Origin of the sequence: Streptomyces sp. NPDC018947, assembly GCF_044390505.1 — a bacterium.
Classification (GTDB): Bacteria; Actinomycetota; Actinomycetes; order Streptomycetales; family Streptomycetaceae; genus Streptomyces.
The window spans coordinates 127,965-153,234 of sequence record NZ_JBIRZD010000018.1; the positions used below are offsets into that span (position 1 = coordinate 127,965).

The 25,270-nt window shown below is 74.3% G+C and carries 17 protein-coding genes; 15 read left to right on the forward strand and 2 right to left on the reverse strand.

From position 1 onward, the window contains the following. The first annotated feature begins 193 nt into the window (after positions 1–193). The 9 genes from ACH499_RS29500 to ACH499_RS29540 all read left to right on the forward strand — a co-directional run bounded on the left by ACH499_RS29500 (position 194) and on the right by ACH499_RS29540 (position 16,363). Complete coding sequence (locus tag ACH499_RS29500) at positions 194–3,706, forward strand: FHA domain-containing protein (protein ID WP_399019544.1); 3,513 nt, start codon at positions 194–196, stop codon at positions 3,704–3,706. 225 nt (positions 3,707–3,931) lie between these two features. Beyond that, on the forward strand, positions 3,932–5,326 hold the full coding sequence (locus ACH499_RS29505) for an ABC transporter substrate-binding protein (RefSeq protein WP_399019546.1): 1,395 nt from the start codon (positions 3,932–3,934) through the stop codon (positions 5,324–5,326). A 4-nt stretch (positions 5,327–5,330) separates the two neighbouring features. Continuing rightward, on the forward strand, positions 5,331–6,677 hold the full coding sequence (locus ACH499_RS29510) for a carbohydrate ABC transporter permease (protein ID WP_399019548.1): 1,347 nt from the start codon (positions 5,331–5,333) through the stop codon (positions 6,675–6,677). After that, on the forward strand, positions 6,674–7,591 hold the full coding sequence (locus ACH499_RS29515) for a carbohydrate ABC transporter permease (protein WP_399019551.1): 918 nt from the start codon (positions 6,674–6,676) through the stop codon (positions 7,589–7,591). The genes ACH499_RS29510 and ACH499_RS29515 overlap by 4 nt, the downstream gene beginning before the upstream one ends. 152 nt (positions 7,592–7,743) lie before the next feature. After that, on the forward strand, positions 7,744–8,814 hold the full coding sequence (locus ACH499_RS29520) for a CDP-glycerol glycerophosphotransferase family protein (protein WP_399019553.1): 1,071 nt from the start codon (positions 7,744–7,746) through the stop codon (positions 8,812–8,814). A 158-nt stretch (positions 8,815–8,972) separates the two neighbouring features. After that, positions 8,973–11,180 carry a CDP-glycerol glycerophosphotransferase family protein gene (locus tag ACH499_RS29525; protein WP_399019555.1) on the forward strand — a complete coding sequence of 736 codons (2,208 nt, stop codon included), beginning with the start codon at positions 8,973–8,975 and terminating at the stop codon, positions 11,178–11,180. Positions 11,181–11,187: 7 nt separating this feature from the next. Next, positions 11,188–13,413, forward strand: coding sequence for a CDP-glycerol glycerophosphotransferase family protein (locus ACH499_RS29530; RefSeq protein WP_399019557.1), 2,226 nt, complete (start codon positions 11,188–11,190; stop codon positions 13,411–13,413). Continuing rightward, entirely contained in the window at positions 13,410–14,687 is a 1,278-nt protein-coding gene (locus tag ACH499_RS29535; RefSeq protein WP_399019559.1) for a hypothetical protein, read from the forward strand. The genes ACH499_RS29530 and ACH499_RS29535 overlap by 4 nt, the downstream gene beginning before the upstream one ends. Before the next feature lie 119 nt (positions 14,688–14,806). Further along, positions 14,807–16,363: a hypothetical protein gene (locus ACH499_RS29540; protein WP_399019561.1), complete on the forward strand. Its 1,557-nt coding sequence runs from the start codon at positions 14,807–14,809 to the stop codon at positions 16,361–16,363. Positions 16,364–16,384: 21 nt separating this feature from the next. Here the strand turns inward: ACH499_RS29540 and ACH499_RS29545 are convergent, their stop codons facing one another. Continuing rightward, positions 16,385–16,798: an organic hydroperoxide resistance protein gene (locus tag ACH499_RS29545; protein WP_356196075.1), complete on the reverse strand. Its 414-nt coding sequence runs from the start codon at positions 16,796–16,798 to the stop codon at positions 16,385–16,387. Between the two features lie 101 nt (positions 16,799–16,899). On the opposite strand from ACH499_RS29545, the gene ACH499_RS29550 reads away from it, so the two are divergent. After that, entirely contained in the window at positions 16,900–17,388 is a 489-nt protein-coding gene (locus ACH499_RS29550) for a MarR family winged helix-turn-helix transcriptional regulator (protein ID WP_399019564.1), read from the forward strand. A gap of 95 nt (positions 17,389–17,483) precedes the next feature. Further along, the gene (galE, locus tag ACH499_RS29555; RefSeq protein ID WP_399019566.1) at positions 17,484–18,461 is read left to right on the forward strand and encodes a UDP-glucose 4-epimerase GalE; all 978 of its coding nucleotides are present in this window, start codon (positions 17,484–17,486) and stop codon (positions 18,459–18,461) included. 120 nt (positions 18,462–18,581) lie between these two features. Here galE and ACH499_RS29560 read toward each other — a convergent pair whose 3' ends face one another. Then, positions 18,582–19,214, reverse strand: coding sequence for a TetR/AcrR family transcriptional regulator (locus ACH499_RS29560; RefSeq protein ID WP_399019568.1), 633 nt, complete (start codon positions 19,212–19,214; stop codon positions 18,582–18,584). Between the two features lie 163 nt (positions 19,215–19,377). On the opposite strand from ACH499_RS29560, the gene ACH499_RS29565 reads away from it, so the two are divergent. From ACH499_RS29565 to ACH499_RS29580, 4 genes are all read left to right on the forward strand, one after another. Next, entirely contained in the window at positions 19,378–20,313 is a 936-nt protein-coding gene (locus tag ACH499_RS29565; protein WP_399019570.1) for an ABC transporter permease, read from the forward strand. Continuing rightward, on the forward strand, positions 20,306–21,133 hold the full coding sequence (locus ACH499_RS29570) for an ABC transporter ATP-binding protein (protein ID WP_356196068.1): 828 nt from the start codon (positions 20,306–20,308) through the stop codon (positions 21,131–21,133). Before ACH499_RS29565 ends, ACH499_RS29570 begins: the two co-directional genes overlap by 8 nt. 172 nt (positions 21,134–21,305) lie before the next feature. Next, the gene (locus ACH499_RS29575) at positions 21,306–23,507 is read left to right on the forward strand and encodes a CDP-glycerol glycerophosphotransferase family protein (protein ID WP_399019572.1); all 2,202 of its coding nucleotides are present in this window, start codon (positions 21,306–21,308) and stop codon (positions 23,505–23,507) included. Continuing rightward, on the forward strand, positions 23,504–25,177 hold the full coding sequence (locus ACH499_RS29580; protein ID WP_399019574.1) for a glycosyltransferase family 2 protein: 1,674 nt from the start codon (positions 23,504–23,506) through the stop codon (positions 25,175–25,177). Before ACH499_RS29575 ends, ACH499_RS29580 begins: the two co-directional genes overlap by 4 nt. Positions 25,178–25,270 lie beyond the last annotated feature (93 nt).

Below are 25,270 nucleotides of genomic sequence, written 5' to 3' on the forward strand. Positions count from 1 at the left end.
GCGGGCAGAGCCGACCAATCAAGATCATTTGATGGCGGGGGGCGGGCGCGTTGTCGGTGGCAGGTGCGAGGATGCGTGCAGTACTGGCCGACGTGCTCGTGTGGCGGTGGGGGAAGTCCGCGGTGGGGGACCGCGGAGCTAGGCTTCGTCCCAAGCGATCGCGGGCGCCCGCGCGAAGGGACCGCTGACGGCGATGCAGATCCGGCTGACCGTCGTAGACCCGCTGGGCTCCCCCGCCGGGGCGGTGGGCCACGCCGCGAGCTGCGACGTGCTGGTGACGGCACCGGCCGGCACGGCGCTGGCCGCGGTCGCCTCCGCGCTGGCCTCGGCGGTCCCCGGCGGTGACGCGCAGGGTTCCGGCCAGACCGTGCTGTACGCCGGCGCACAGCGGCTCGACGCCCAGCGCAGCACCCTCGGCGAGCCCCCGCTGATCGACGGCGCCGTGCTCTGCCTCGGCGCCCCCGGCGAGCCCGACCCGCACACCGAGCCCGCCGACGTCCCGGCCCAGCTCCATGTCGTCGCCGGCCCCGACGCGGGCGGCGTCCACCTGCTGCACGGCGGGCAGATCCGGCTCGGCCGGTCCGCCGACGCCGATGTGGCGCTCGACGACCCGGACGTCTCCCGGATGCACTGCGCGGTGACCGTGGCCGCCGACGGCCGCGTCTCGGTCGCCGACCTCGGCTCCACCAACGGCACCACCCTGGACGGCACCCGCGTCGGCGACCGCCCGGTCCGCTTCGCGCCGGGGGCGCTGCTGCGGATCGGCGAGTCGGCGCTGCGGCTGGTCCCGGCGGCCACGGCCCGGGTGGCGACGACACCGGACGGGGAGGGGTACGTGCGCGTGCCCGGCCCCGACCGGGTGTCCCACGCGCGCGCGTCCGACGGCGCGGACGGTCCCGCCGAGCGCACGCACCACGCCCACGGCACGGCGGCCCACGGCACGGCGCCCGCGCACCTGGCCCAGGTTCCCGGCCAGGGCACCGCACCCCGCATCGAGAGTCACGGCGTACACCCGGGCACACCCGGGGGCCCGACGCGCGCGGGGTACGGGGAGCTGGCCCCCGGAGGGTTCCCGGCGGCGCCGGGCGGGGTGAACGGCACGCATGCGGCGGGTTCCGGTTCCGGGGCGGGTCCCGCGGGGGCCTCGGCCGCGGGCCGGGGGCACGGAGACGCCTTCGGGGCGCGACCGCAGATCCGTCACGGGGCCGACGGGACGGGGGCGGGCGGTACCGGAGGGGCCGACGCGGCGGAGGCGTACGGGCCGGGCGCGGCCGGTGCGTACGGGGGAGCGTCCGGCGCAAACGGCGGCTCCGGGCGCAAGGGCACGCCGCTGCGCGGGACCGACGTGCCGCAGGGTGTGCGCAGGCGCGGCGGGATAGGCGCGTGGGCGCGGCGGCTGGCCGGCGGGCGCGGTGCGCAGGACGCCGCCGCGGGCGACGCGTACGCGTACGGCGAGGAGGCCGCCGGTCCCGCGCCGGAGGCACCGGTGACCGGATCCTCCCCCGCGCCGGAGACCTGGCCCGACTCGGCCGCGCTGCTGCTGACGGCGCTCGGACCGGGGCCGCGGCTGTGGGAGCGCGGGCCGGGGCACCCCGAGGTGCTCGCCGTGCGGCTCGGTACGGCCGACCGGGTGGCGCCCGGCGGTGACGCGCCGCTGCCCGCCGTCCCGGTGACCGCCGGGCTGCGCGAGGTCGGCGCGCTCGGGCTGGCGGGCCCGCGGACGCGGCTCGCCGGGCTGGCCCGCGCCGTGCTGGCCCAGCTCGCCGCGCTGCACTCCCCCGACGTGCTGGAGATCGTGCTGATCAGCGCGGACGGTTCCCGCCCGCTCGCGGAGCGGACCGCCGAGTGGTCCTGGCTGGGCTGGCTGCCGCACGTGCGCCCGGGCCACGGCCAGGACTGCCGCCTGCTGCTCGCCCACGACCGCGACCAGGCCGCGGCCCGCGCCCAGGAACTCCTGCGCCGTCTGGACGACCAGGTGACGGACGCCCGGCACGGGGCCCGCGCCCCCGCCGTCCCTGCCCAGCCGACGGCCCCGGCCCAGGACATGCCCCCGGGCGGCACGGAAGGCCCCGGCGGCCAGGACGGTTCCCGGCGCCCCTCGTGGGCGCGGGCGGACGACGGCTCCGGCCCGGCCACCGGCTTCGCGGGGCCGTACACCGTCGTCCTCGTGGACGGCGACCCGGGCGACGCCCCGGTGCGCGAGGCGATCGCGCGGCTGGCGCTGGAGGGGCCGCGGGCCGGCATCCACGTCGTGTGCCTCGCCGAGACCCCCGCCGCCTCTCCCACCTCGCCGGTGACACGGACGTACGAGGCGGCCTGCGCGGTGTCCCCGGTCTTCCGCGAGTGCGGTGCCGTCGCGCTGCTCAGCGGTGACGTGGCGACGGCCCTGCGGCTGCTGCGCGTCGCCCGCACCGGGTCGTCCCCGAGCGGCCCGGTCGGCCACGGCACCCTCGGCACGGTGGACGCGGTCTCCCTTGCCTGGGCGGAGCGCTTCGCACGGGCCCTGGCACCGCTGCGCACCGACGGCGGGGCCGGCGAGCGCCTCACGCGCGTGTCGGCGCCGCTGCCCCAGGCGGCCCGGCTGCTCGACGAGTTGGGGCTCGCCCGGGCCACCCCGGCGTCCCTGATGGCCCGTTGGGCGGACGCGGCCGACGACGCGGAGTCCCTCGGCGGGCGGGCGCACGCCGTGCTGGGCGCGGGGCCGCGCGGCCCGGTCGCGGTGGACCTCGCGGCCGAGGGGCCGCACCTGCTGATCGAGGGGCCGCCCGGCAGCGGCCGGACCGAGCTGCTGCGGGCGCTCGTCGCCTCGCTCGCCTCCGCCGAGCGTCCCGACCGGCTCGGCATCGTGCTGATGGACGGCCGGGACAGCGTGGGCGCGGGCAACGGGCACGGCGAGGGACTACGCGTCTGCACCGACGTACCGCACGTCACCACGCATCTCACCGCCAACGACCCCGTGCTGATGCGGGAGTTCGCCCAGTCGCTGAGCGCCGAGCTCAAGCGGCGGGCCGAGCTGCTCGGGCGGTCGGACTTCGCCGAGTGGCACACCGGGCGGGAGGTGTCGGGCCGCATGGTCGGGCAGCGCACGGCCGGGTCCGGGGCGATACCGGGGGCCGGGGACGTGGAGTCACCGCCCAGTTCCACGCTGCGGCTGCGGCCGGGGGCGGTCCGGCGCCGGGCGGGGGCGGTGCCGCCGCTGCCCCGTCTGGTGGTCGTCGTGGACGATCTGGACGCGCTCGTCACTCCCCCGCTCGGGTCGCCGGGGCGGCCGGCGGCGGGGTCGGTGATGCGGGCGCTGGAGGCGGTGGCGCGCGAGGGCGAGCGGCTGGGGGTGCACCTCGTGGCCGCCGCGGGTCCCGGCGGCCGCACGGCGCAGACCGAGCCGGCGCGGCGGGCCGCGTTGCGCGTCACGCTCGACGCGCCGGTGGCGGGGCCGGAGGAGCCGCTGCCCGGGCGGGGGCGGCTGGAGTGGGCCGACGGGCGCGGCGTGGCCTTCCAAGGGGGGCGGGTGACGGGGCGCATTCCGCGCACGGCGACACTGCGGCCGACCGTCGTGCCGGTGGAGTGGCATCGGATGGGGGATCCGCCCGCTCGGCGTCCGGTGCGGGAGTTGGGCAACGGGCCCACCGATCTGGCCTTGCTGGCCAGTGCGCTGGAGCGGGCGGCGCGGGAGGTCTCCGCGGCGGAGGTGCCCTCGCTTCTGTGAGGCGGGGGCGTCGCCCCTGCCGGTGCGCCCCGAGTCGCCCTGCGTCTGCGGCTCAGCGACCTAACTGCCCACTCTGCGACGCCCGTTGGCTCCGACGAGTCACGACGGGGTCACGATCGGGAGGTTGGGGACGGGTGCGCTCTTGCCGCTGCCACCCCCCTGGCGTACACCAGAGCGCACGGGACAGCGCCAGGCGTTCGACGATGAACGAAGAACGGGGCAGTGATGCGCACGAGCAGCACCATCCGGACACGCGGAACCGTCACGAGGACCACCAGGGCAGCCGCCGCCCTGGCCGCGGGAGCCCTCGCGCTCTCGCTCACGGCGTGCGGCGGCGACGACGACAACGACGGCGGCGGCAAGGACGACGGCGGGGGCGCCAGCAAGAAGCCCTCCTCCCTCGTGCTCCCCAAGCTGGACGGCGAGAGCCTGGAGGTCGCCGCCGTCTGGACCGGCGCCGAGCAGAAGAACTTCAAGCAGGTCCTCGCCGAGTTCGAGAAGCGCACGGGCGCCAAGGTCACCTTCGTGCCCGCGCAGGACCCGATCATCAACTTCCTCGGCTCGAAGATCGCGGGCGGCGCCCCGCCGGACGTGGCGATGCTCCCGCAGCCCGGCGCCATCAAGCAGGCGGTCGACAAGGGCTGGGCCAAGCCGCTGGGCGCCGAGGCCACCAAGCAGCTCACGGAGAACTACTCGCAGGGCTGGCAGGACATCGGCAAGGTCGGCGGCAAGCAGTACGGCGTCTACTACAAGGCCGCCAACAAGTCCCTGATCTGGTACAACGCGCAGGTCTTCGAGAACGCGGGCGCGGCCGAGCCCAAGACCTGGGACGAGCTGCTCACCACCGCCCAGACGGTCTACGACTCGGGCGTCACGCCGTTCTCCGTCGGCGGCGCGGAAGGCTGGACCCTCACCGACTGGTTCGAGAACGTCTACCTCTCCCAGGCCGGCCCGGAGAAGTACGACCAGCTCGCCAAGCACGAGATCAAGTGGACGGACCCGTCCGTGAAGGACGCCCTGACCACGCTCGCGGAGATCTGGGGCAAGAAGGACTACGTGGCGGGCGGCGCGACCGGCGCGCTGCAGACCGAGTTCCCGGCCTCGGTGACGCAGACCTTCACCGGCGGCGACCAGCCCAAGGCCGGCATGGTCTACGAGGGCGACTTCGTGCAGGTCAACATCGGTGAGACGGAGGCGGAGGTCGGCACCGACGCGAAGGTGTTCCCGTTCCCGGCGGTCGGTGACACCGCGCCGGTGGTCTCCGGCGGCGACGCGGCCGTGATCCTCGAGGACTCGAAGGCGGCGCAGGCGCTGGCCACCTGGCTGGCCTCCCCGGACGCGGCGGCGATCCACGCGAAGCTGGGCGGCTACCTGTCGCCGAACAAGAACCTGGACACGTCGGCGTACCCGAACGAGGTGCAGAAGAAGATCGCCGAGGCCCTGATCGCGGCCGGCGACGACTTCCGCTTCGACATGTCGGACCAGGCCCCGCAGGCGTTCGGCGGCACGCCGGGCAAGGGCGAGTGGAAGGTGCTCCAGGACTTCCTGAAGAACCCGAAGGACGTCGCGGGCACGCAGGCGAAGCTGGAGGCGGACGCGGCCGCCGCCTACGGGGACTGACGCGATGAAGCCGGCCACGGCGGCAGGGGCCTCTCCGGCGCCTGCCGCCCCCATGTCGCGCAAGAGCGTGACCGGCACGCGCAGGACCGTGGCGGCCCTCTTCCTGCTGCCCGCCCTGGTGCTGCTCGGCGCGCTCGTGGTCTACCCGATCGGGTACTCCCTGGTCCGCAGCTTCTACGACCAGTCCGGCGACGGCTTCGCCGGATTCGACAACTACGAGGCGCTGTTCACCGACGAGGGCATCCGCACCGCCCTGAAGAACAACGTCATCTGGGTGGTGTTCGCGCCGACGGTCGCCACCGCGCTCGGCCTGATCTTCGCGGTCCTGACCGAACGGGTGCGCTGGGGAACGGCGTTCAAGCTCGTCGTCTTCATGCCGATGGCGATCTCCATGCTGGCCGCCGGGATCATCTTCCGCCTGGTGTACGACCAGGCGCCGGAGAAGGGCGTCGCCAACGCGGTATGGGTCGGGGTGCACGACACGTTCGCCGAGTCGTCGGCGTTCCCGAAGGCGCACCCGGGCCGCGAGTCACCGCTCGTGGCGGCCGGCGGGGGCGCGTTCGTCACCAGGGAGCCGGTGTCCGCGGGCCGGGTGGTCACGCTCCCGCTCGTCGGTGTGGCCCCCGGCCACATGCCCGACGGCGCGAAGAAGGCGGTGGTCGCGGAGCCCGAGGACGGGAGGATCACGGGCACCGCCTGGCAGGACTTCACGCGCGGCAAGGGCGTCGGGAAGCTCAACGGCGTCGACGCCGCCGAGCTGGGCTATGCCGGGATGAGGATCGAGGCGGTCAAGGACGGCGAGGTCGTCGCGTCGACGAAGGCGGCCGGCGACGGCACGTTCTCGCTGCCCGCCGAGGCCGACGGGGCGCTGCTCAGACTGCCCGCCGACAACTTCAAGGAGCCGTACAACGGCCTGGACTGGCTCGGTCCCTCACTGGTGACGCCGGCCGTCATCGGGTCGTACGTGTGGATGTGGGCGGGCTTCGCGATGGTGCTGATCGCGGCCGGTCTCGCGGGTGTGCCCCGGGAACTGCTGGAGGCGGCCCGGGTGGACGGCGCCAACGAGTGGCAGGTCTTCCGGCGGGTGACGGTCCCGCTGCTCGCGCCGGTCCTCGCGGTCGTCGTCGTCACCCTGATGATCAACGTGCTGAAGGTCTTCGACCTGGTGTTCATCATCGCCCCCGGTTCCTCCCAGGACGACGCGAACGTGCTCGCCCTGGAGCTGTACCGCAAGGGGTTCGCCTCGGACCAGCCGGGCATCGCCAGCGCCATCGCGGTGTTCCTGCTGCTGCTGGTCATCCCGGTGATGTGGTTCAACGTACGGCGGCTGCGGCGGGAGGTGCGGCGATGACCGCGGAGGCCGGTTCTGTGACCGGGGCGGCCGCCGGGCCCTCCAGGGCCGCGGCGAAGGCGAAGCCGTCGCTGGGTTCCCGGCTCGCCGAGTACGTCAGCGGCGGTCTGGTACGGGTGTTCCTGATCGTCGTGGGCCTGTTCTGGCTGGTCCCGACCATCGGTCTGCTGCTGTCCTCGCTGCGCACCCCGAAGGACATGGCGGCTGGCGGCTGGTGGGAGGTGTTCACCAAGCCGTCGCAGCTCACCTTCCAGAGCTACGAGGAGCTGCTGAGGAACGGCGACATCACCTCCTCCCTCGTCAACACCGCGCTCATCACGGTCCCGGCGACGGTCCTGGTCGTCGTGATCGGCTCGCTCGCGGGCTACGCGTTCGCGTGGATGGAGTTCCCGGGCCGCGACTGGTGGTTCCTGGCCGTGGTCGGGCTGCTGGTCGTGCCGGTGCAGGTGGCGCTCATCCCCATCGCCGAACTGTTCGGGAAGATCGGCCTGTTCGGCTCGATCGTCGGCGTGGTCCTGTTCCACGTCGGCTTCGGGCTGCCGTTCGCGGTGTTCCTGCTGCGGAACTTCTTCGCGGAGATCCCGAGGGAGCTGCTGGAGGCCGCCCGGCTGGACGGCGCCGGTGAACTGCGCCTGTTCGTCCGCGTGGTGATGCCGCTCGGCGGACCCGCGATCGCGAGCCTCGGCATCTTCCAGTTCCTGTGGGTGTGGAACGACATGCTGGTCGCGCTGATCTTCTCGGACTCCGGGAGCCAGCCGATCACGGTCGCCCTCCAGACGCAGGTCCGCCAGTTCGGCAACAACATCGACGTTCTGGCGCCGGGCGCGTTCATCTCGATGGTGATCCCGCTGGCCGTGTTCTTCGCGTTCCAGCGGCAGTTCGTCTCCGGTGTGATGGCGGGCGCCGTCAAGTAGCCGCCGCGGCATCACTCTTGCGGGGGCGGGCCGTTCAGCGGTCCGCCCCTGGTCGTCGCGTACGGGCTCCCCCGAACGGCGCAGGGACCGTAACCGGATCGCTCCACCGGCCGTTGCCGGGCAGAACGCCCGTGCCGACCCATGGATGTCCCGTGCCCCGGTTCAGTGTCATCGTCCCCGCGTACAAGGTTCAGGCGTATCCGCCCGCGTGCCCGGACTCGGTGCTGTCCCGGTCGTGCCCGGACCTGGACCGGGTCCGCGTCCACCACCGGCAGCGCCGGCGCGGCAGCGTCCCGGGCGTCCCCGTCCCGCCGGGCGTCCGGCTGCGCCATGCCCTGCTCCGGCTGGGCCCGCGCCGCACCTGGGAGGCCCTGCGGCTGGCGTCGGCCCTGCTCCGCCGGACCCGCAAGCGCCTGGCCAAGGCACGGGGCACGGTGCGCACCGCCGCTCTGCGGCTGCACTACGCCGTCCAGCGCCGCCTCCCGGTGCGCGCCGACCGCGCCCTGTTCGCCACCGAGGGCGGCCGGGGGTACGGCGGCGACCCGGGCACGCTGGAGGAGGCGTTCCGCACCCTCGCCCCGCACGTCCGCACGGCGTGGGCGGCCGCCCCGGCGCACCACCACACGGTCCCGCCCGGCACGCGCCGCCTGACCCCCGGCACGGCCGCGTACTGGACGGCACTGGCCCGCTCCCGGTACCTGGTGCACGCGAGCGGGCTCGACGCGGGGCTGGTCGAGCGCCGGGGCCAGGTGGTGGTCCGCACGCAGCCCGGGACGCCGCTGCGGTACGCGGGCCTCGACCTCCAGGAGCGCCCGGCCGCCGCCCGCGGCGCCGGTGCCGCCCGGCTTCTCACCACCGTGGACACCGCGCGCGCCTTCGCGCCGGGCCCGGTGGCGTACGACGAGGACGAGCTGATCGGCCTGTTCACCGGCGGGCAGTGGCGGGGCCCCCGGTCCACCCTGCTCAGGGCCGCGTTCCGCGAGCGGTTCCGCCCGCACGACGACGGCCGCGCCGCCGAGCGGGTCGTACGCCGGGTCGTGCTCGCGGAGACGGACCTCCCGCCGGTGGTGCCGCTCGACGCACGGCGTCCCGCGCCGCCCTCCCCCGCGCTGTCGCCCGGCCCCGCCGGAGCGGAGGGACGCCCGTCCCCGGCCGTCGCCCGCGCCCCGCTGGCCGCGGTGCCGCGACCGACCGGTCCCCGGACCGTCACCGAGAGCCTCTGACCACCGTTTGTCCCACGGGGAGTGCGCATGCACCGCAGTTCGTCGCGGCCCACCCCGACCCGGCCGCCGACCTGGCGGCCGGCCGGACGACCGGGCCGCCGGGCGGTCCGGTCCGCGCAGGACTCCCGTTGGACCAGGACAACAACAGAAAGAGCAGTATGCCCCGCTTCAGCATCATCGTCCCGTCCCATGGGGTCGCAGGGCGGCTGTCCCAGGCGCTGGACTCGGTCCTCGCCCAGTCCTTCGGCGACTTCGAGCTGATCCCGGTCTGCGACACCCCGGACTGCACCGCCGCGGACATCGCCGCCGCCCGCGCCGAACGGGACTCCCGGGTGACGCCCGTCCACTCGCCGCCCTCGGCCGGCCCGGCCGGGGCCCGCAACACCGGGGCGCGGGCCGCCACCGGCGCCTACCTGCTGTTCCTCGACGGGGACGACGTACTGGTCCCGGGCGCGCTGGCGGCGCTGGACGCGCGGCTGGCGGAGACGGGCGGCGCCGACGTGCTGTACTTCGAGCACGAGCGCGTCCCCTGGTGGGAGGGCGAGCCGGCCAACCCGGCGGCCCCGCTGCTGGCGAAGGCGCCGAACGGGGCCTTCTCCCCCGACCGCGCCCCGCATCTGACCGGTGTGCGGCTGCCCGCCTGGAGCGCGGTCTACCGCCGCGCCTTCCTCGCCGACCGGCGGCTGGAGTTCCCCGCCGGGCACTACACGGACATCGGCTTCGGCGCCCGGGTCGCGGCGGACGCCGATCGCATGACGGTGCTGCGCTCCGTCGTCGTACGGCACCTGGTGCGCCGTCAGGGCAGCAGGCTGAACCGGCCCGGCGAGCACCACGCCGAACTGCTGGACCAGACCGAGCTCGCCCTCGCGTACGCCGCCGAGCGGGGGCTGCCGGCCGAGCGGCGCGGCCCGCTGTTCGAGCAGCTCTTCGCCCTGGTCCTGAAGACGGCCGCGCATCCTCGGCGGCTGACGCGCGAGCGGCGTGCCTTCTTCCGCCGGGCGAGCCGCCTGTACCGGCGCCACCGCCCCGCCGGCTTCCGGACACCGGGCGGCCGGCTCGGCGTGCAGCACCGGCTGCTGGCGTCCGGCTCGTACGCGGCGTTCCGGGCCCTGCGCGCCGTCAGCCGCGCGGCGTCCGGGACCCTCGGCCGGCTGCCCCGCCCGCACGGCCTCGCCACCCGCCTGCGCTACCGGCGCGCGCTGCGCCGCCCGCTGGACCCGGACCTCGTCGTGTACTGCGCCTACTGGGGCCGCGGTTACGCCTGCAACCCGGCCGCGATCCACGCCAAGGCCCGCGAACTCGCGCCGCGTCTGCGCGGGGTGTTCCTGGTCGAGCCCGATCAGGCGCACATGGTGCCGAAGGACGTCGAGCACGCCGTCATCGGCAGCCGGCGTTACTGGGAGGTCCTGGCCCGCGCCAAGTACCTCGTGAACAACGCCAACTTCGCGGAGGGCGTCGTCAAGCGCCCCGGCAGCGTGCACCTCCAGACGCAGCACGGCACCCCGCTGAAGACCATGGGCGTGGACCAGTCGACGTACCCGGTGGTGGCGGCGGCCACCGGCAGCTTCGCCAAGCTGCTGGGCCGCGTGGACCGCTGGGACTACAACCTGTCCTCGAACCGCCACTCCACCCAGATGTGGGAGCGCGCCTTCCCCGGCTCCTACGAGCACCTGGAGTACGGCTATCCGCGCAACGACGTCTACTACACGGCGACCGCCGCCGACGTCGCCCGCGTCCGGCACGAACTGGGAGTCCCCGAGGGAAAGACGGCCGTCCTGTACGCGCCCACGCACCGCGACCACGAGAGCGGGTTCGGCGCCGGCGGCCTGGACCTGGAGGCGTTCTGCGAGGCGGTGGGCGAGGACGTGGTGGTGCTGCTGCGCGCCCACTACTTCTACGACCGGGGCACGCGGCGCGGGGCGTCCGGCCGGATCATCGACGTCACCGGGCACCGCTCCTCGGAGGACGTCTGCCTGGCCGCCGACGTGCTGGTCACCGACTACTCGTCGATCATGTTCGACTACGCCAACCTCGACCGGCCGATCGTCGTGTACGCCGACGACTGGGACGTCTACCGGGAGACCCGGGGCGTCTGCTTCGACCTGATGGCGGCGCCGCCCGGCCCGGTGGCCCGCACGCCCGAGGAGCTGGCCCGCGTCTTCGCCGACGGCTCGTACGCCGACGCGGAGTCGGCGTCGCTGCGGGCCGCGTTCCGGGAGCGGTTCTGCGAGTTCGACGACGGCCGGGCCGCCGAGCGCGTGGTGCGCCGGGTGCTGCTCGGCGAACCGCCGGAATCGATCGCGCCCGTGACCCCGCTCGCGCGGCGCCGTCCGGCCCCCGCCGCCGCCACCCTCGTAAGGAGCTGACCCCGCAGTGCCCCGCTTCAGCGTCATCATCCCCTGCTTCAAGGTGCAGGGCTTCCTGCGCGAGTGCCTCGACTCGGTGCTGGACCAGTCCTACCGGGACATCGAGGTCGTCGCGGTGAACGACTGCTCGCCGGACGGCTGCGGCGCGATCCTCGACGAGTACGCGGCCCGCGACGAGCGGATGCGCGTGCTGCACCTGGAGGAGAACGTGGGCCTCGGCCGGGCCCGCAACGCCGGGATGCCGCACGCCACCGGCGACTACCTGTTCTTCCTCGACAGCGACGACACCCTCACCCCGGGCGCCCTGCGCGCGATGGCCGACCGGCTCGACGAGACCGGGGACCCGGACGTCCTGGTCTTCGACTACGCCCGGACCTACTGGTGGGGCGGCACCCGGCGCAACGCCCTCGCCCACGTCCTCGCGGAGGCGGGCGAGGGCACGTTCACGGCGGCCGAACGCCCGGAGATCCTCGACCTGCTGATGGTGGTGTGGAACAAGGTCTACCGGCGCGGCTTCACCGAGCGCGAGGGCTTCGCCTTCCCGCCGGGCTACTACGAGGACACGCCCTGGACGTTCCCGGTGATGTTCAGCGCGGAGCGGATCGCCACGCTGGACCGGATCTGCCTGAACTACCGGCAGCGGCGCAGCGGCAACATCCTGTCGACCACCAGCCGCAAGCACTTCGACATCCACGAGCAGTACGCCCGGGTCTTCGCGTTCGTCGACGCCCGGCCGCACCTGGCCCACTGGCGGCCCTTCCTGCACGCCAAGATGGGCGAGCACTGCCTGGACATCCTGTCCAAGCCGGACCGGCTGCCCCCGGCCGACAAGGCCGAGTTCTTCCGCCGCACCGCCGAGATGTTCCGCGCGCACCGGCCGCCGGGCGCGCCGGTCCCGCCTGAGCTGCGGGTACTGGAGCGGGGCCATACGGCGTACCGGCTGCGGCGGCAGTCGGAGCGGGCGGGGCGCGCGCTGGTGCGGCGGACCCGGCAGGCGGGCGGCGCGGCGGCCGGGCGCCTGGGCCGCGTCCGCACCGCGGTGAACCTCCGCCGCCCCCTGGACACGGACCTCGCCGTGTACTCGGCGTTCTCCCACCGGGGCGTGCTCGGCGATCCCGCGGCGGTCTACCGCAAGGCCCGCGAGATCGCGCCGCATCTGCGCGGGGTGTGGGTGGTGCGCGACGAGGAGGACGCCGCGCTGCTGCCGCCGGACACGGAGCACGTGATCCTCGGCAGCGCGGCCTACCGCCGGGTGACCGAGCGGGCCGCGTTCTTCGTCAACAACGTCAACTGGCCGGGCACGGTGGCCAAGCGTCCCGGCAGCGTGCACATCCACACCCACCAGGGCACCCCGCTCAAGTTCATGGGCGTCGACCTGCTGGGCAAGCCCGGCGCCCGGCACGGGCTGGACGTGCCGCAGATGCTGCGCCGCGCCGACCGCTGGGACTACAGCCTGGTCGCCAACCGGCACTCGGAGCTGGTGTGGGAGCGGGCGTACCCGTGTCACTTCACGTCCGCGCGGACCGGCAGTCCGCGCAACGACGTGCTGGTCACCGCCGGTCCCGAGCACGGCCGCCGGGTCCGCGAGCGGCTCGGTGTCCCCGAGGACCACACGATGGTGCTGTACGCGCCGACACGCCGCGACTACCGGCGGGGCGGGCACGTGGAGCGGATCGACCCGGCCCGCCTCGCCGCCGACCTCGGCGAGGGCCACACCCTGGTGGTCCGGCTGCACCCCTCGCTCGCCACGGGTCACGCACGCGGCATGGGCCTCGCCGAGCTGCACCGGCGGGGCGTGGTCGTCGACGCCACGGACGAACCGCACGTCGAGGACCTGCTGCTCGCCGCCGACCTGCTGATCACCGACTACTCCGCCCTGATGTTCGACTACGCGCTCCTGGACCGGCCGATCGTGATCCACGCCGACGACTGGGGTGCCTACACGGCGAGCCGCGGCGCCTACTTCGACATCACGGCGAACGCGCCGGGCCATGTGTCGCGCTCCTACCGGGAGCTGGCGTGGCTGCTGACCTCGGGGGCGTGGTGCGACGAGGAGTCGGCGCGGCTGCGGTCGGTCTTCCGGGCACGGTTCGGCGAGTACGACGACGGGCGGGCCGCCGAGCGGGTGGTCCGCACGCTGATGCTGGGCGAGGCGATGCCGGCGTCGGCGGTCACCGTCCCGGCGGCCCGGGCCGTCCCCGCGGCCGACCGCGACCTGCTGTCGTTCTCATGAGGCCGCGCACCTGGGTGCTGCTCCTGGCCGCGGTGTTCGCCGTGCTCCAACTGGCGAACGTCTCCGGCCGGGACACCCCCGACACCAAGAACTACCTGGCGTACGCGCTGAGTCTGAGCGGCGAGAGCAAGCGCGGGACGGCGGCGGCCACCATCGAGTACGTGTGCGCGGGCCAGGCGTCGGTGGCCCGACGGAACCAGAGCGTGCACGTGGTCCGCTTCCACCGGCCCGATCCGGCCCGACGGGTGGCGCAGGGGTGCCGGGAGCGGGAGTGGCAGCGGGTGGAGTCGCGGCTGGCGGCCGGGCAGACCGGCGGGCACACCGTGCCGTACATGCCGGAGCGCTTCATGCGGATCTTCGAGGCGCGGCCCGGCTATCCGGTGGTCCTGGTGCCGTTCATCGCCGCGTTCGGGGTGACGTGGGGGCTGTGGGCGGCGAGCGTGGTCATCGCCTGCGCGGGCGGCGTCCTCGTCTTCCTGATCCTGCGCACGCTGTCCGTGCCGGTGCCGCTCGCGCTGACCGGTCAGGCGCTGTACTACGTGCTGCCGAGCGGGACGACGGCCATGCGCCCGATGACCGAGGGGCTGCTGATGGCGCTGACCCTGGCGGCGGTGTGGGGCTGTGCGCTGGTGCTGCGGGCGGGGCGCGGGCGGGCCGGGCTCGCCCTGGTCGCCGGGTCGCTGCTGGCGCTGTTCACCGTCAAGCACTCCCAGGCGCTGTTCCTCGGGGTGTGCCTGGCGGCGGCGGGCGCGGCGATCGCGCTGCGGCGGCGCCGGCGGGGCCGGCCCCCGGGGCGGGACGTGCTGGCGCTGGCGGCGGTGGGTGCGGCCGGGGTGCTCGTCACGCTGGTGCTGGCGCGGCTGCTGCACTACCCGACCGAGTCCGACAGCCTCCAGGACCTGCTCACCGACCACTTCGCGCGGCCCGACCGGGAGCGTCCGTGGCCGGAGTTCCTGCAGTTGCAGGGCAACTTCTGGGTGGAGTGGCTGCGCCGGCAGGCGTGGCAGCCGCTGTTCGTCGCGGCGCTGGGCGCCGGGGCGTGGGGCGCGCTGCGGCGCGGGGGCGCGACGGGTGCCTTCCTGGTCGCGGCGGCGTTCACCGGGATCCTCACCCAGGCCGGGCATCCGGACATCAACATCTGGGGCGAGCGGCTGATCGTACTGGCCTGGCTGCTGCCGGTGGTGGGCATTCCGCTGCTGCTGGAGCCGGTGGTGCGGGGCCGGGTGGCGCTGCCCGCGCAGGGGCACACCGACCGGGCTCGCGCGGTGAGCTGAGTCCCGCGCGCCGGACGGACACCCCGGCGCTCACCCGATGGGGTGAAGCGACGTCAAGCCGTTGACGTCGGCGGGAACATACGACAAATGCCCCGAATGTCCCACTTCCCGATCGTCCCGTGAGCGCCGGCGTCCTCGTCCGGCGGAGCGTGCGCGGCGCGACGGCGCTGCGCGGCGGGCGCTCCTGGCGCCCCACCCCGTTCCAGCTCGCCGGCTTCCTGTTCTTCCTGGTGATGTCGCTGGCGTACTGGCGGGTGCCGTTGTGCTGCGACGCCGGTCAGCACGCGGCGGTGGTGGAGCGCCTGAAGGCCGACCTCCTGCGTCCGCGGCACCCGATGGCGGACCTGCCGGGCGACGGCAGCGCGTACTACTCGCCGTACGCGCTGGCGCAGGGCCTGTTCGCCCGGCTCGCGGGGCTGGGCGGCTGGGAGGTGGTGCGGCTCGCCGGGCCGGTGAACCTGCTGGTGCTGCTGACCGGCCTGAACCGCTTCGTGCGGGTGCTGACGCCGCGGCCCTGGGCACCCGTGCTGGCGCTGGGCGCGATGACGCTGCTGTGGGGCACCGAGCGGGCGTGGTGGAGCGGCTACCTCGGCCTGCTGTCCATGACCGGCAACCTCGGCTACCCGTCGGCCTTCGCCATCGGGCTCACCTTCTGGGCCTGGGCCCTGACGGGCGCGCGGGCCCGGGACGCGCTGCGGGTGCGGTACGTGGGCCCGAGCGGACTGCGCGGCTTCGGCGGGTACGCCGCCCTCGGTGCCCTGTACGGGCTGATCCTGCTGGTCCACCCGATCACGTCGGTGGCGGCGGTGCTGGGCGCGGTGGCGCTGGTGGCCGGGTGGCAGCGCGGGTGGCGCGGGGCGGTCGCGGGCCGGTGGGCGCTGACGGGCGCGGTGGCCCTGGCGTCGGCGGCCTGCTGGCCGTACTTCGACGTGTTCGCGCTGGCCGGCGACAGGAGCGTGGACGGGATGCACCGGATCCTGTACCTGGACCTGCCGGGACAGTTCTGGCTGGCGCTGCTCGGGCTGCCGGCGCTGTGGCTGCGCGCACGCCGCTCGGCGCGGGACCCGCTGGTGCTGATGTTCGCGCTGGACTGCGCGGTGGTGGCGTACGGCTGGTTCAGCGGCCACTACACCTACGGCAGGATCCTCGGGCTCACGCTGGTGCCGCTCCAGTTCGCCCTGGCGGTGGAGCTGGCGGCGCCCCGGCCGTGGGGGCGGTGGCGGCGGGTGCTGGGCTCGGCGGCGACCGCGGGGGCCGCGCTCGGGTTCCTCACGGTGCAGGCGGGGGCGGTGGTTCCGCGCTCGCTGGACCCGGTCGGCTTCGAGCGGCCGCCCGACTGGCCGACGTACGCGTGGGCGGCCCGGCACATCGGCCCCGGCGAGGTCGTGATCACCGACGGCTACTGGGCCGGTCACGCCATCGCCGGGTACGGACCGAACCTCGTGGCGCCGGCCTGGCCCGACCCGGCACTGGACGAGCGGGAGCGCGGACGGCGCGTGGCCGACGTGAAGGCGTATCTCGCCCCCGGCTCGACCAGCGCGGTCCGCGCCGCCGTCGTGCGCCGCTACCACGTCCGCTGGCTGCTGCTGACGCGCTGGCACCCGGTGCCCGAGGAGGCGGTGGTGGTGGCGTGGAGCGAGCGCACCGGGGAGGTGCTGGCGCGGGTCGCGGGGTGACCCGCGCCCGCGGCCGCCCGACTACTCGACGACCAGCTCGACCGGGATGTTGCCGCGGGTGGCGTTGGAGTAGGGGCAGACCTGGTGGGCCTGCTCGACCAGCTTGCGGCCGGTCTCCTCGTCCACGCCCTCGGGCAGCTCGACGCGGAGGGTGACGGCGAGCGCGAAGCCCTCGCCCTGCTTGCCGATGCCGACCTCGGCGGTCACCGCGGCGTCGGCGACGTCCACCTTGGCCTGCCGTCCGACGAGGCCGAGCGCGCTCCCGAAGCAGGCCGCGTAGCCGGCGGCGAAGAGCTGCTCGGGGTTGGTGCCCCGGCCGTCGCCGCCCATCTCGACGGGGATGCCGAGGGCCAGGTCCAGCGTGCCGTCCGAGCTGACGGCACGCCCGTCGCGGCCGTGGGTGGCGGTGGCGGCGGCGGTGTAGAGCGCGTCCATGAAGATCCCGTCCCTGTGGAGGTGAGGTGTTCCGACGACAGAAGTAGAGCACGCAATTAAGTTGTGCACAACTCACTGCCCCGCACGGCTACCCTGGTCCCATGAGCACGCCTGCGCCCCCGCCCCCGCCCGCGACGGACTGGCTCCGCCTCGACCAGCAGATCTGCTTCTCCCTGAACGCCGCCTCCCGCGCCTTCGGCGGCGTGTACCGGGTGCTGCTCAAGGAGCTGGGGCTCACCTACCCGCAGTACCTGGTGATGCTGGTGCTGTGGGAGCACGGGGAGCTGCCGGTCAAGCGACTCGGCGAGCATCTGCGGCTCGACTCCGGCACGCTGTCGCCGCTGCTCAAGCGGCTGGAGGCGGCCGGCCTGGTCGCCCGGGAACGCAGCACGCACGACGAGCGGTCGGTGCGGGTGCGGCCGACGCGGGAGGGCATCGCGCTGCGCGGGCGGGCCGTCGAGGTGCCGCGCCGGATCGCCGCGGCGACCGGCCTGGACCTCGCGGAGATCCAGGACCTGCGCTCCCGCCTCGACCGCCTCACGGCCGCCCTGGACGCGTACGCCCCGGGGTCCGCCCCGCCGACGCCCTGACGGGCCGAGGTACCCGTCCGGCGGCCCGATGACGGAGGATGACGTCCAGGGCCCACCGAGGTCCATCGAGGTCCACAGACGAGGGGACGGCCGCAATGACCTGGCTGATCACCGGCGGCGCCGGATACATCGGATCGCACGTCGTACGGGCGATGACCGAGGCGGGTGAGAGGACCGTGGTCTACGACGACCTGTCCTCCGGGATCGCCGGACGCGTACCCGACGGGGTGCCCCTGGTGGTGGGCTCGGTCCTGGACGGCGAGCGGGTCGCACGCGCCCTCGGCGACCACGGCATCACCGGCGTGGTCCACCTCGCGGCGAAGAAGCAGGTCGGCGAGTCGGTGGACGAGCCGCTGCACTACTACCAGCACAACGTCGAGGGGCTGCGCGTCCTGCTGGAGGCGGTCACGGCGGCCGGCGTCCCGTCGTTCGTCTTCTCGTCCTCCGCGGCGGTGTACGGGATGCCCGACGTCGACCTGGTGACCGAGGACACGCCGTGCGCGCCCATGTCGCCGTACGGGGAGACCAAGCTGGCCGGCGAGTGGCTGGTCAGGGCGACCGGGCGGGCCACGGGACTGTCCACGGCGTCGCTGCGCTACTTCAACGTGGCGGGCGCGGCGACCCCCGAGCTGGCCGACACCGGCGTGTACAACCTCGTCCCGATGGTCTTCGAGAAGCTGACCCAGGACGCCGCGCCGCGCGTCTTCGGCGACGACTACGCGACGCCGGACGGCACCTGCGTGCGGGACTACATCCACGTGGTGGACCTGGCCGAGGCCCACGTGGCCGCGGCCCGCGCCCTGACGGCGTCGCCCGGGCGCGACCTCACCCTCAACATCGGCAGGGGCGAGGGCGTCTCCGTCCGGGAGATGATCGACCGCATCAACGCCCTCACCGGCTACGACCGGCCCCCGACGGTCACCCCGCGCCGCCCCGGCGACCCGGCCCGCGTCGTCGCCTCGGCCGACCGGGCCGCCACGGAACTGGGCTGGAAGGCCAGGTACGACGTCCAGGACATGATCACCTCAGCCTGGTCGGGCTGGCTCCACCACCACCCGGAAGCAGCCCGCTAACCGACCCACTGCCCGCGGCCGCGCGGCTGCGGGCAGTCGCGCCTCCCCCGGTGCCCCGCCCGTACGGAGGCCGGGCACCGGGGCAACATCGGGCGGGCAGCACCCGCCCCCGCACCCCGGCTACAGCGCCCTGAGCCCCGCCGCAGTGGCCCGGGCCAACGCCCCCAGATACCCCTTCGGCAGCTTCGGACTGCGAATCACCACCGACCGCCAGTACAACGGCCCGGACACCAGATCCAGCGCCAGCTCCGCGTCGAACCCGGCCCGGACCTCCCCGCGCTCCGCCGCCGCCGCCAGGATCCTGCTGGCCACCCCGTCCTGCCCCTCCCGCAACGCCTTCTGCAATGCCTCGGCGATCTCGGGGTTCCGCGCCGCCTCCGCCTGGAGGTCGGGAAGGATCTGCGAGGCCACGGGGTGCCGCAGCGCCCGCGACGTCACCTCGTACAGCAGCCGGAGGTCCCCCTCCAGGGACCCCGTGTCCGGCGCGGGCAGTCCCTGCACGGCGAGCGCGGACACGATGTCCAGCACCAGGTGCAGCTTGGAGCGCCACCGCCGGTACACCGCCGTCTTGCCGACGCCCGCCCGCCGCGCGATCCCCTCGATGGACATCCGCGCGTAGCCGACCGCCGCGAGTTCCTCGAAGACGGCCGTCCGGATGGCCTCCGTCACGTCCTCACGGAGCACGGCCGCCCCCGCGGGAGCGCGGCGGCGCGGGCGCGGCTGGGGTTCGTCGGCGGCGGCGTCGGTCGTCATGCGAGCCAAGCATAGGGGCGTCACGACGAAACGGTTGCGTTCCGACGTCACCACGGCCTACGCTCGCGTCACGACGATACGGTCCCGTCCCGACGTAAATGAACGTGCGCCCTCACGCAGGTGAACGCCGGGCACCCCCCTCCCCCGAGCGAAAGCAGCGGATGTGAGCCAGGTCCTCCACACACCGCCCCCGACACCGGCCCTCACCCCGGACGCCGGCCCCGCCGAGCACGACCTCGCGGCCCTCGCCGCCCGCCACGGCCTCTCGGTCAGCGGTGCCCGCCCCTCCCTGCCCGACTACGTACGCCGGCTCTGGGCGCGCCGGCACTTCATCGGCGCCTTCGCCACCGCCAAGCTCACCGCGCAGTACAGCCAGGCGAAGCTGGGCCAGCTCTGGCAGGTGATGACGCCCCTGCTCAACGCCGCGGTGTACTACTTCATCTTCGGCGTGCTCATGAACACCAAGCGGGGCGTGGAGGACTACGTCCCGTTCCTGGTCACCGGCGTCTTCGTGTGGACGTTCACGCAGAGCTCGATCATGGCGGGCACCCGGGCGATCTCCGGCAACCTGGGCCTCGTACGGGCCCTGCACTTCCCGCGGGCGGCGCTGCCGGTGTCGTTCTGCCTCCAGCAGCTCCAGCAGCTCCTGTTCTCGATGGCCGCCCTGGTCGTCATCCTGCTGGCCTTCGGCGTGCCGCCGACCGCGTCCTGGGTCCTGGCCGTCCCGGCCCTGGCGTTGCAGTTCGTGTTCAACGCGGGCGTGGCGATGATCATGGCCCGGGTGGGCTCCAAGATCCCCGACATGGCGCAGCTCATGCCGTTCCTGCTGCGCACCTGGATGTACGGCTCGGGCGTGATGTTCAGCATCCACCAGATGACCGGCCCCGGCAGCGGCATGCCGTCCTGGGTCGGCCCGCTGCTCCAGGTCAATCCGGCCGCCGTCTACATCGACCTGATGCGCTTCGCCCTGATCGACAGCTTCGGCGGCGCCATGCTGCCCGACCACGTGTGGGCCATGGCCGTCGGCTGGGCCCTGCTCGCCGGGATCGGCGGCTTCATCTACTTCTGGAAGGCCGAGGAGACCTACGGTCGTGGCTGACAACACGGGCAACACCGCGAACGCCGCCGCCCCCGCGCGGGCGGACGAGCGCGTCCCCACCGTCGTCGTGGACGGCGTCGACATCGTCTACCGGGTGAACGGCGCCGGCTCCGGACGCGGTTCCGCGACCGCCGCCCTCAACCGCATCCTGCGGCGCGGCAAGGCCGAGAAGGCGGCGGGCGTGCGCCGGGTGCACGCGGTGCGCAACGTCTCCTTCGCGGCGTACCGCGGCGAGGCCATCGGGCTGATCGGCACCAACGGCTCCGGCAAGTCGACCCTGCTCAAGGCGATCGCGGGCCTCCTCCCGGTGGAGAACGGCAGGATCTTCACCGACGGCCAGCCCTCCCTGCTCGGCGTCAACGCCGCGCTGATGAACGACCTGACAGGCGAGCGCAACGTCCACCTCGGCGGGCTGGCGATGGGCATGTCCCGTGCGCAGATCAAGGAGCGGTACCAGGAGATCGTCGACTTCTCCGGCATCAACGACAAGGGCGACTTCATCACCCTGCCGATGCGCACGTACTCCTCCGGCATGGCGGCACGGCTGCGCTTCTCCATCGCCGCCGCCAAGGACCACGACGTCCTCCTCGTCGACGAGGCGCTGGCCACCGGTGACCAGACGTTCCAGAAGCGGTCCGAGGAACGCATCCGGGAACTGCGCCGGCGCGCGGGCACGGTGTTCCTGGTCAGCCACAGCAACAAGTCCATCCGCGACACCTGCGACCGGGTGCTGTGGCTGGAGCGGGGCGAGCTGCGTCTGGACGGGCCCACGGACGAGGTGCTGCGGGAGTACGAGAAGTTCGCCGGGGCGCGGAGGTAGGCGTGACGCCGCGAGGCCGCCGGGCGGGGACGGCCTCTCACGCGTGCGGGGCGGCGCCCTTCCCGAACGTCCCCTCCCTCGCACAGCCCGCTCGGGTTAACCCCTTTGCCGCTTTGGTGCCACTATGTCGAGACAGGAGCGCCGGGAGTGACGTAGGCGAAGGAGTCCCGCGATGCCCGAGATCCCCGAACTCAGCGTCATCGTGCACGGCCCCAACGTCCAGGACCACCTCCCCGCGCTGCTCGACTCCCTGGACTCCCACCCCCTCACCGGCGTCGAGGTGATCGTCGCCGCCGTCGGCGACTGGGCGCGGGAGACCGCCGAGCGGCACGCCCCCGCGTTCACCGTGGTGCCCCTGCCCGAGGGCGCGGGCGACGCGGCGGCCCGTGCGGCGGGGGCGGCCCGGGCGACGGGCCGCTGGCTGCACTTCGTCCACGCCAAGGACGGGCTGCCGGCCGGTGCCCCGCGTACGGTCGCCGAGCACGCCGCGGCCCTCCCCGGCACGGTGGACGTCCTGCTGCTGGACCACGTCCGCAGCACCTGGCGGGCCTCCGGCCTGCCCTCCCCGGACGGCCCCCGCCTCGCCCGCGCGGGCAGCGCCCCGGTCGCCCTCGACGCGTGCGCCCCGCTGCTGCGAGTCACCCCGCTGCTCGGCAACCGCGCCGTGCGCGCCGGATTCTGGCGGGCGCACGAGCGTCTGCTCACCACCGACGCCGAACCGTTCGCCGCGAACGCCGCCCTGCTGCTCGCCGACCACGTCGCCTGCCTGCCCCACCCCGCGTTCGAGGACCGGCGGCTGCGCCCGGAGAGCCTTCCGCCCGTGCCGCCCGAGGAGCGGTACGCACGCATCGACCGCCATCTCGGCCTGCTCGACCTCGCGGCCGGGCGCCCGGCCGTCCACGCCGCCCTGTACGACCTGATGGTCCGCGACTGCCTGCGCACCTTCGCCCGGGACGCGATGCCGCGGGACGTGGCGCGGGAGTTCTTCCGCCGGGCCTCCCTGGCCGTCCGGCAGCACCGCCCCGAGGGGTACCGGCTCCCGGCGGGCCTGGACGGCGTACGCCGGTCGCTGCTGGAGGACGACGCCCACCGCCGGTACCGGGCCCTCCAGGGCGCCAACCGGGCGCGCCGCACCGTGCGGTCGGCGGTGCGCGACGGCAGGCGCCGGGCCGGCACGAGGGTGCGCTCCCTCCAGTACCGCGCGGCCCTGACCGGCCCGGTCGATCCGCACCTGGCCGTCTTCTCGGCGTACTGGAACCGGGGTGTCGCCTGCAACCCGGCCGCCGTCGCCGCCAAGCTCGCCGAACTGGCCCCGAGCGTCCACCCGGTGTGGGTGGTCACCGCCGCGGGCGCGGCCCTGCTGACGCCCGGCACCGACCACGTCGTCCCCGGCACCCGCCGCTACTGGGAGGTGCTGGCGCGGGCGAAGTACCTCGTCAACAACGTCAACTTCCCGGACGCGGTCGTCAAACGCCCCGGCACCGTCCACCTCCAGACCCACCACGGCACCCCGCTCAAGCACATGGGCCTGGACCAGATGCCGTACCCCGCCGCCGCCCGGGGCCTGGACTTCCCCGCACTGCTCGCGCGCGTCGACAAGTGGGACTACAGCGTCTCCGCGAACAGCCACTCCACACGCATGTGGCAGCGGGCGTACCCCTCGCGCCACGTCTCCCTCGACCACGGCTATCCGCGCAACGACGTCTACTACACCGCGGGCGCCGACGAGGTGCGCGCCGTGCGGGAGCGGCTCGGCATCGCCCCGGGCCGCAGGGCCGTCCTGTACGCGCCCACGCACCGCGACTACGAGGCCGGCTGGACCCCGCGCCTGGACCTCGCCTCGCTCGCCGACCAGCTCGGCGAGGAAACGATCCTGCTGGTGCGCGCGCACTACTTCTACGAGGACTTCGCCTCCCCGCTGACCGGCCTGCGCCGCACCGGCCGCATCATCGACGTCTCCTCCTACGAACCGGTCGAGGACCTGTGCCTGGCCGCCGACGCGCTGGTCACGGACTACTCGTCGATCATGTTCGACTACGCCAACCTCGACCGGCCGATCGTGATCCACGCCGACGACTGGGAGACGTACCGCACCACCCGCGGCGTCTACTTCGACCTGATGGCCGAGGCACCCGGCCCGGTCGCCCGCAGCCAGGCGGAACTCACCGAGATCCTCACCACCGACGCGTGGCGCGACGAGCGCGCGGCGAAGGCACGGGCCGCCTTCCGGCGCCGGTTCTGCGAGTACGACGACGGCCGCGCCGCCGAACGCGTCGTACGGCGGGTCTTCCTCGGCGAGGACGAACGGTCGCTGCCCCCGGTCCTGCCCCTGGAGCAACGGACACCGGCCCCGCGCCCGGAGGAGGTCGCATGAGCACCGGCACACCCGACGTCAGCGTCACGGTCATCGTCTACAACGACGCCGCGCGCCTCCCGCGGGCCGTCGAGTCCGTACGCCGCCAGACCCACCGCGACATCGAGATCATCATCAGCGACGACCACTCGACGGACGCGACGCCCGAGGTGGCGCGGGAACTGGCCGCGCGCGACCCCCGGATCGTGTACCTCCGGCTGGACGAGAACAGCGGCGGCTGCAGCGCCCCGCGCAACCGTGCCCTGGAGATCGCGCGGGCGCCGTACCTGATGTTCGTCGACAGCGACGACGAACTCCCCGAGCGGGCCGTCGAGGTGCTGCTCGCCGCCCACCGCGAACGCGACCTCGACTTCGCCATGGGCGCGGTGCGCCGGGTGCGCGTCGACAACGGCCGCCGCTCCACCTGGATGCCGCACCTGGTCGCCGAGCGCCGCACCCTGGACGGCGTGGAGGCCGACCCGCGCCTGTTCTTCGAGCACCTGGCGACCAGCAAGATGTACGCCCGCGCCTTCCTCGACCGCCACGGGCTGCGCTTCCCCGAGGGCATCCACTACGAGGACCAGCTCTTCTCCGCCCAGGCCTACTGCCTGGCGAAGACGTTCACCATCGTCCCGGAGCCGGTCTACTCCTGGTACGTCGAGCCGTACGCCGACGCGCGCACCGCCTCGATCTCCAACCAGCGGCACCGGCTGGACAACGTCCGCGACCGCGTCCACGTCCAGCGGCTCATCGACGCCTTCCTGGCCGAGAGCGGCCACGAGGCGCTGCGCGAGGACAAGGACTTCAAGTTCCTCAAGCACGACTTCAGGATGTACGCGGGTGACCTGCCCCACCGGGACGAGTCCTGGCTGTCGTCCTTCGCGGACATCATGGTCCCGTACCTCGACACTCTCTCACCCGACGCCTGCGCCCGGTTGCCGCGCGCCGAGCGGGTCGTGGTCCAACTGGTCCGCGACCGGCGCCTGTCCGAGGTGTGCCACGCCGCCCGCGGGCTCGGCCACGGGGTGGCGCCGCGGGCGACCACGCCGGATGCGTCCGACGGGCGCATCTACTGGGGCGAGAGCGTCCCCGACTCCGAGACGGCCCGGCGCGAACTGGACCTGACGGACCTGGAGATGGACACCCGCCCGTTCTTCAGCGCCCTGCTGCGCCACGAGATCACCGCCGTCGATCGGGGTCCCGGCGCGGCGGTCGACCTCTCCGTCCGCACCTACGATCCGGCGCTGCGTCTTCCGGTCGGCCCGCAGCGCGCCACCCTGCTCGTCTCCCCGGGCCGCCACCGCCTCGCCGTCCCCTTCCGCCTCTCGCCGGTACGCCCCGGCGTCTTCGAGGGCCGGGTCCGACTCGACCTGGCGACGGCGCGGCTGCCCCTGCACGGCTTCGAGGGCGTACGCCACCCGGTCCTGCGCCTGCGCCACCAGGGCCAGGCCCACACCGGGATCCTCCTGGGCCCGCTGTCCTTCCCGCCGCTCACCGCCCGCGTCCCCTACCGCGCCGGCGCGACCCCTCACCAGGTCACCGTCGAGCCGGAAGGCCACGCCCCGGGTCGCCTCCAGCTCCGCTGGCGCCCGACCGGCCTCACGGCCACGGTCCTCACCCCCGCCGCCCACCGCCTGGCCACCCCCCGCCTGAAACGCGCCCTGAAGCTGGCCCACGCCATCCTCCACTGACCCTCACCCGCTCACCACCCCCGCCCGAGAACACATCCCGCCCAGCCCGCCGCCGGCCCACGCACCCCGACCCCACAGCAACGCGCCCGATCC

Coding starts and splice junctions, on each gene's coding strand:
- ACH499_RS29500 (WP_399019544.1), top strand. CDS start 194: ATGCAGATCCGGCTGACCGTCGTAGACCCGCTGGGCTCCCCCGCCGGG.
- ACH499_RS29505 (WP_399019546.1), top strand. CDS start 3,932: ATGCGCACGAGCAGCACCATCCGGACACGCGGAACCGTCACGAGGACC.
- ACH499_RS29510 (WP_399019548.1), top strand. CDS start 5,331: ATGAAGCCGGCCACGGCGGCAGGGGCCTCTCCGGCGCCTGCCGCCCCC.
- ACH499_RS29515 (WP_399019551.1), top strand. CDS start 6,674: ATGACCGCGGAGGCCGGTTCTGTGACCGGGGCGGCCGCCGGGCCCTCC.
- ACH499_RS29525 (WP_399019555.1), top strand. CDS start 8,973: ATGCCCCGCTTCAGCATCATCGTCCCGTCCCATGGGGTCGCAGGGCGG.
- ACH499_RS29535 (WP_399019559.1), top strand. CDS start 13,410: ATGAGGCCGCGCACCTGGGTGCTGCTCCTGGCCGCGGTGTTCGCCGTG.
- ACH499_RS29545 (WP_356196075.1), bottom strand. CDS start 16,798: ATGGACGCGCTCTACACCGCCGCCGCCACCGCCACCCACGGCCGCGAC.
- ACH499_RS29550 (WP_399019564.1), top strand. CDS start 16,900: ATGAGCACGCCTGCGCCCCCGCCCCCGCCCGCGACGGACTGGCTCCGC.
- galE (WP_399019566.1), top strand. CDS start 17,484: ATGACCTGGCTGATCACCGGCGGCGCCGGATACATCGGATCGCACGTC.
- ACH499_RS29560 (WP_399019568.1), bottom strand. CDS start 19,214: ATGACGACCGACGCCGCCGCCGACGAACCCCAGCCGCGCCCGCGCCGC.
- ACH499_RS29575 (WP_399019572.1), top strand. CDS start 21,306: ATGCCCGAGATCCCCGAACTCAGCGTCATCGTGCACGGCCCCAACGTC.
- ACH499_RS29580 (WP_399019574.1), top strand. CDS start 23,504: ATGAGCACCGGCACACCCGACGTCAGCGTCACGGTCATCGTCTACAAC.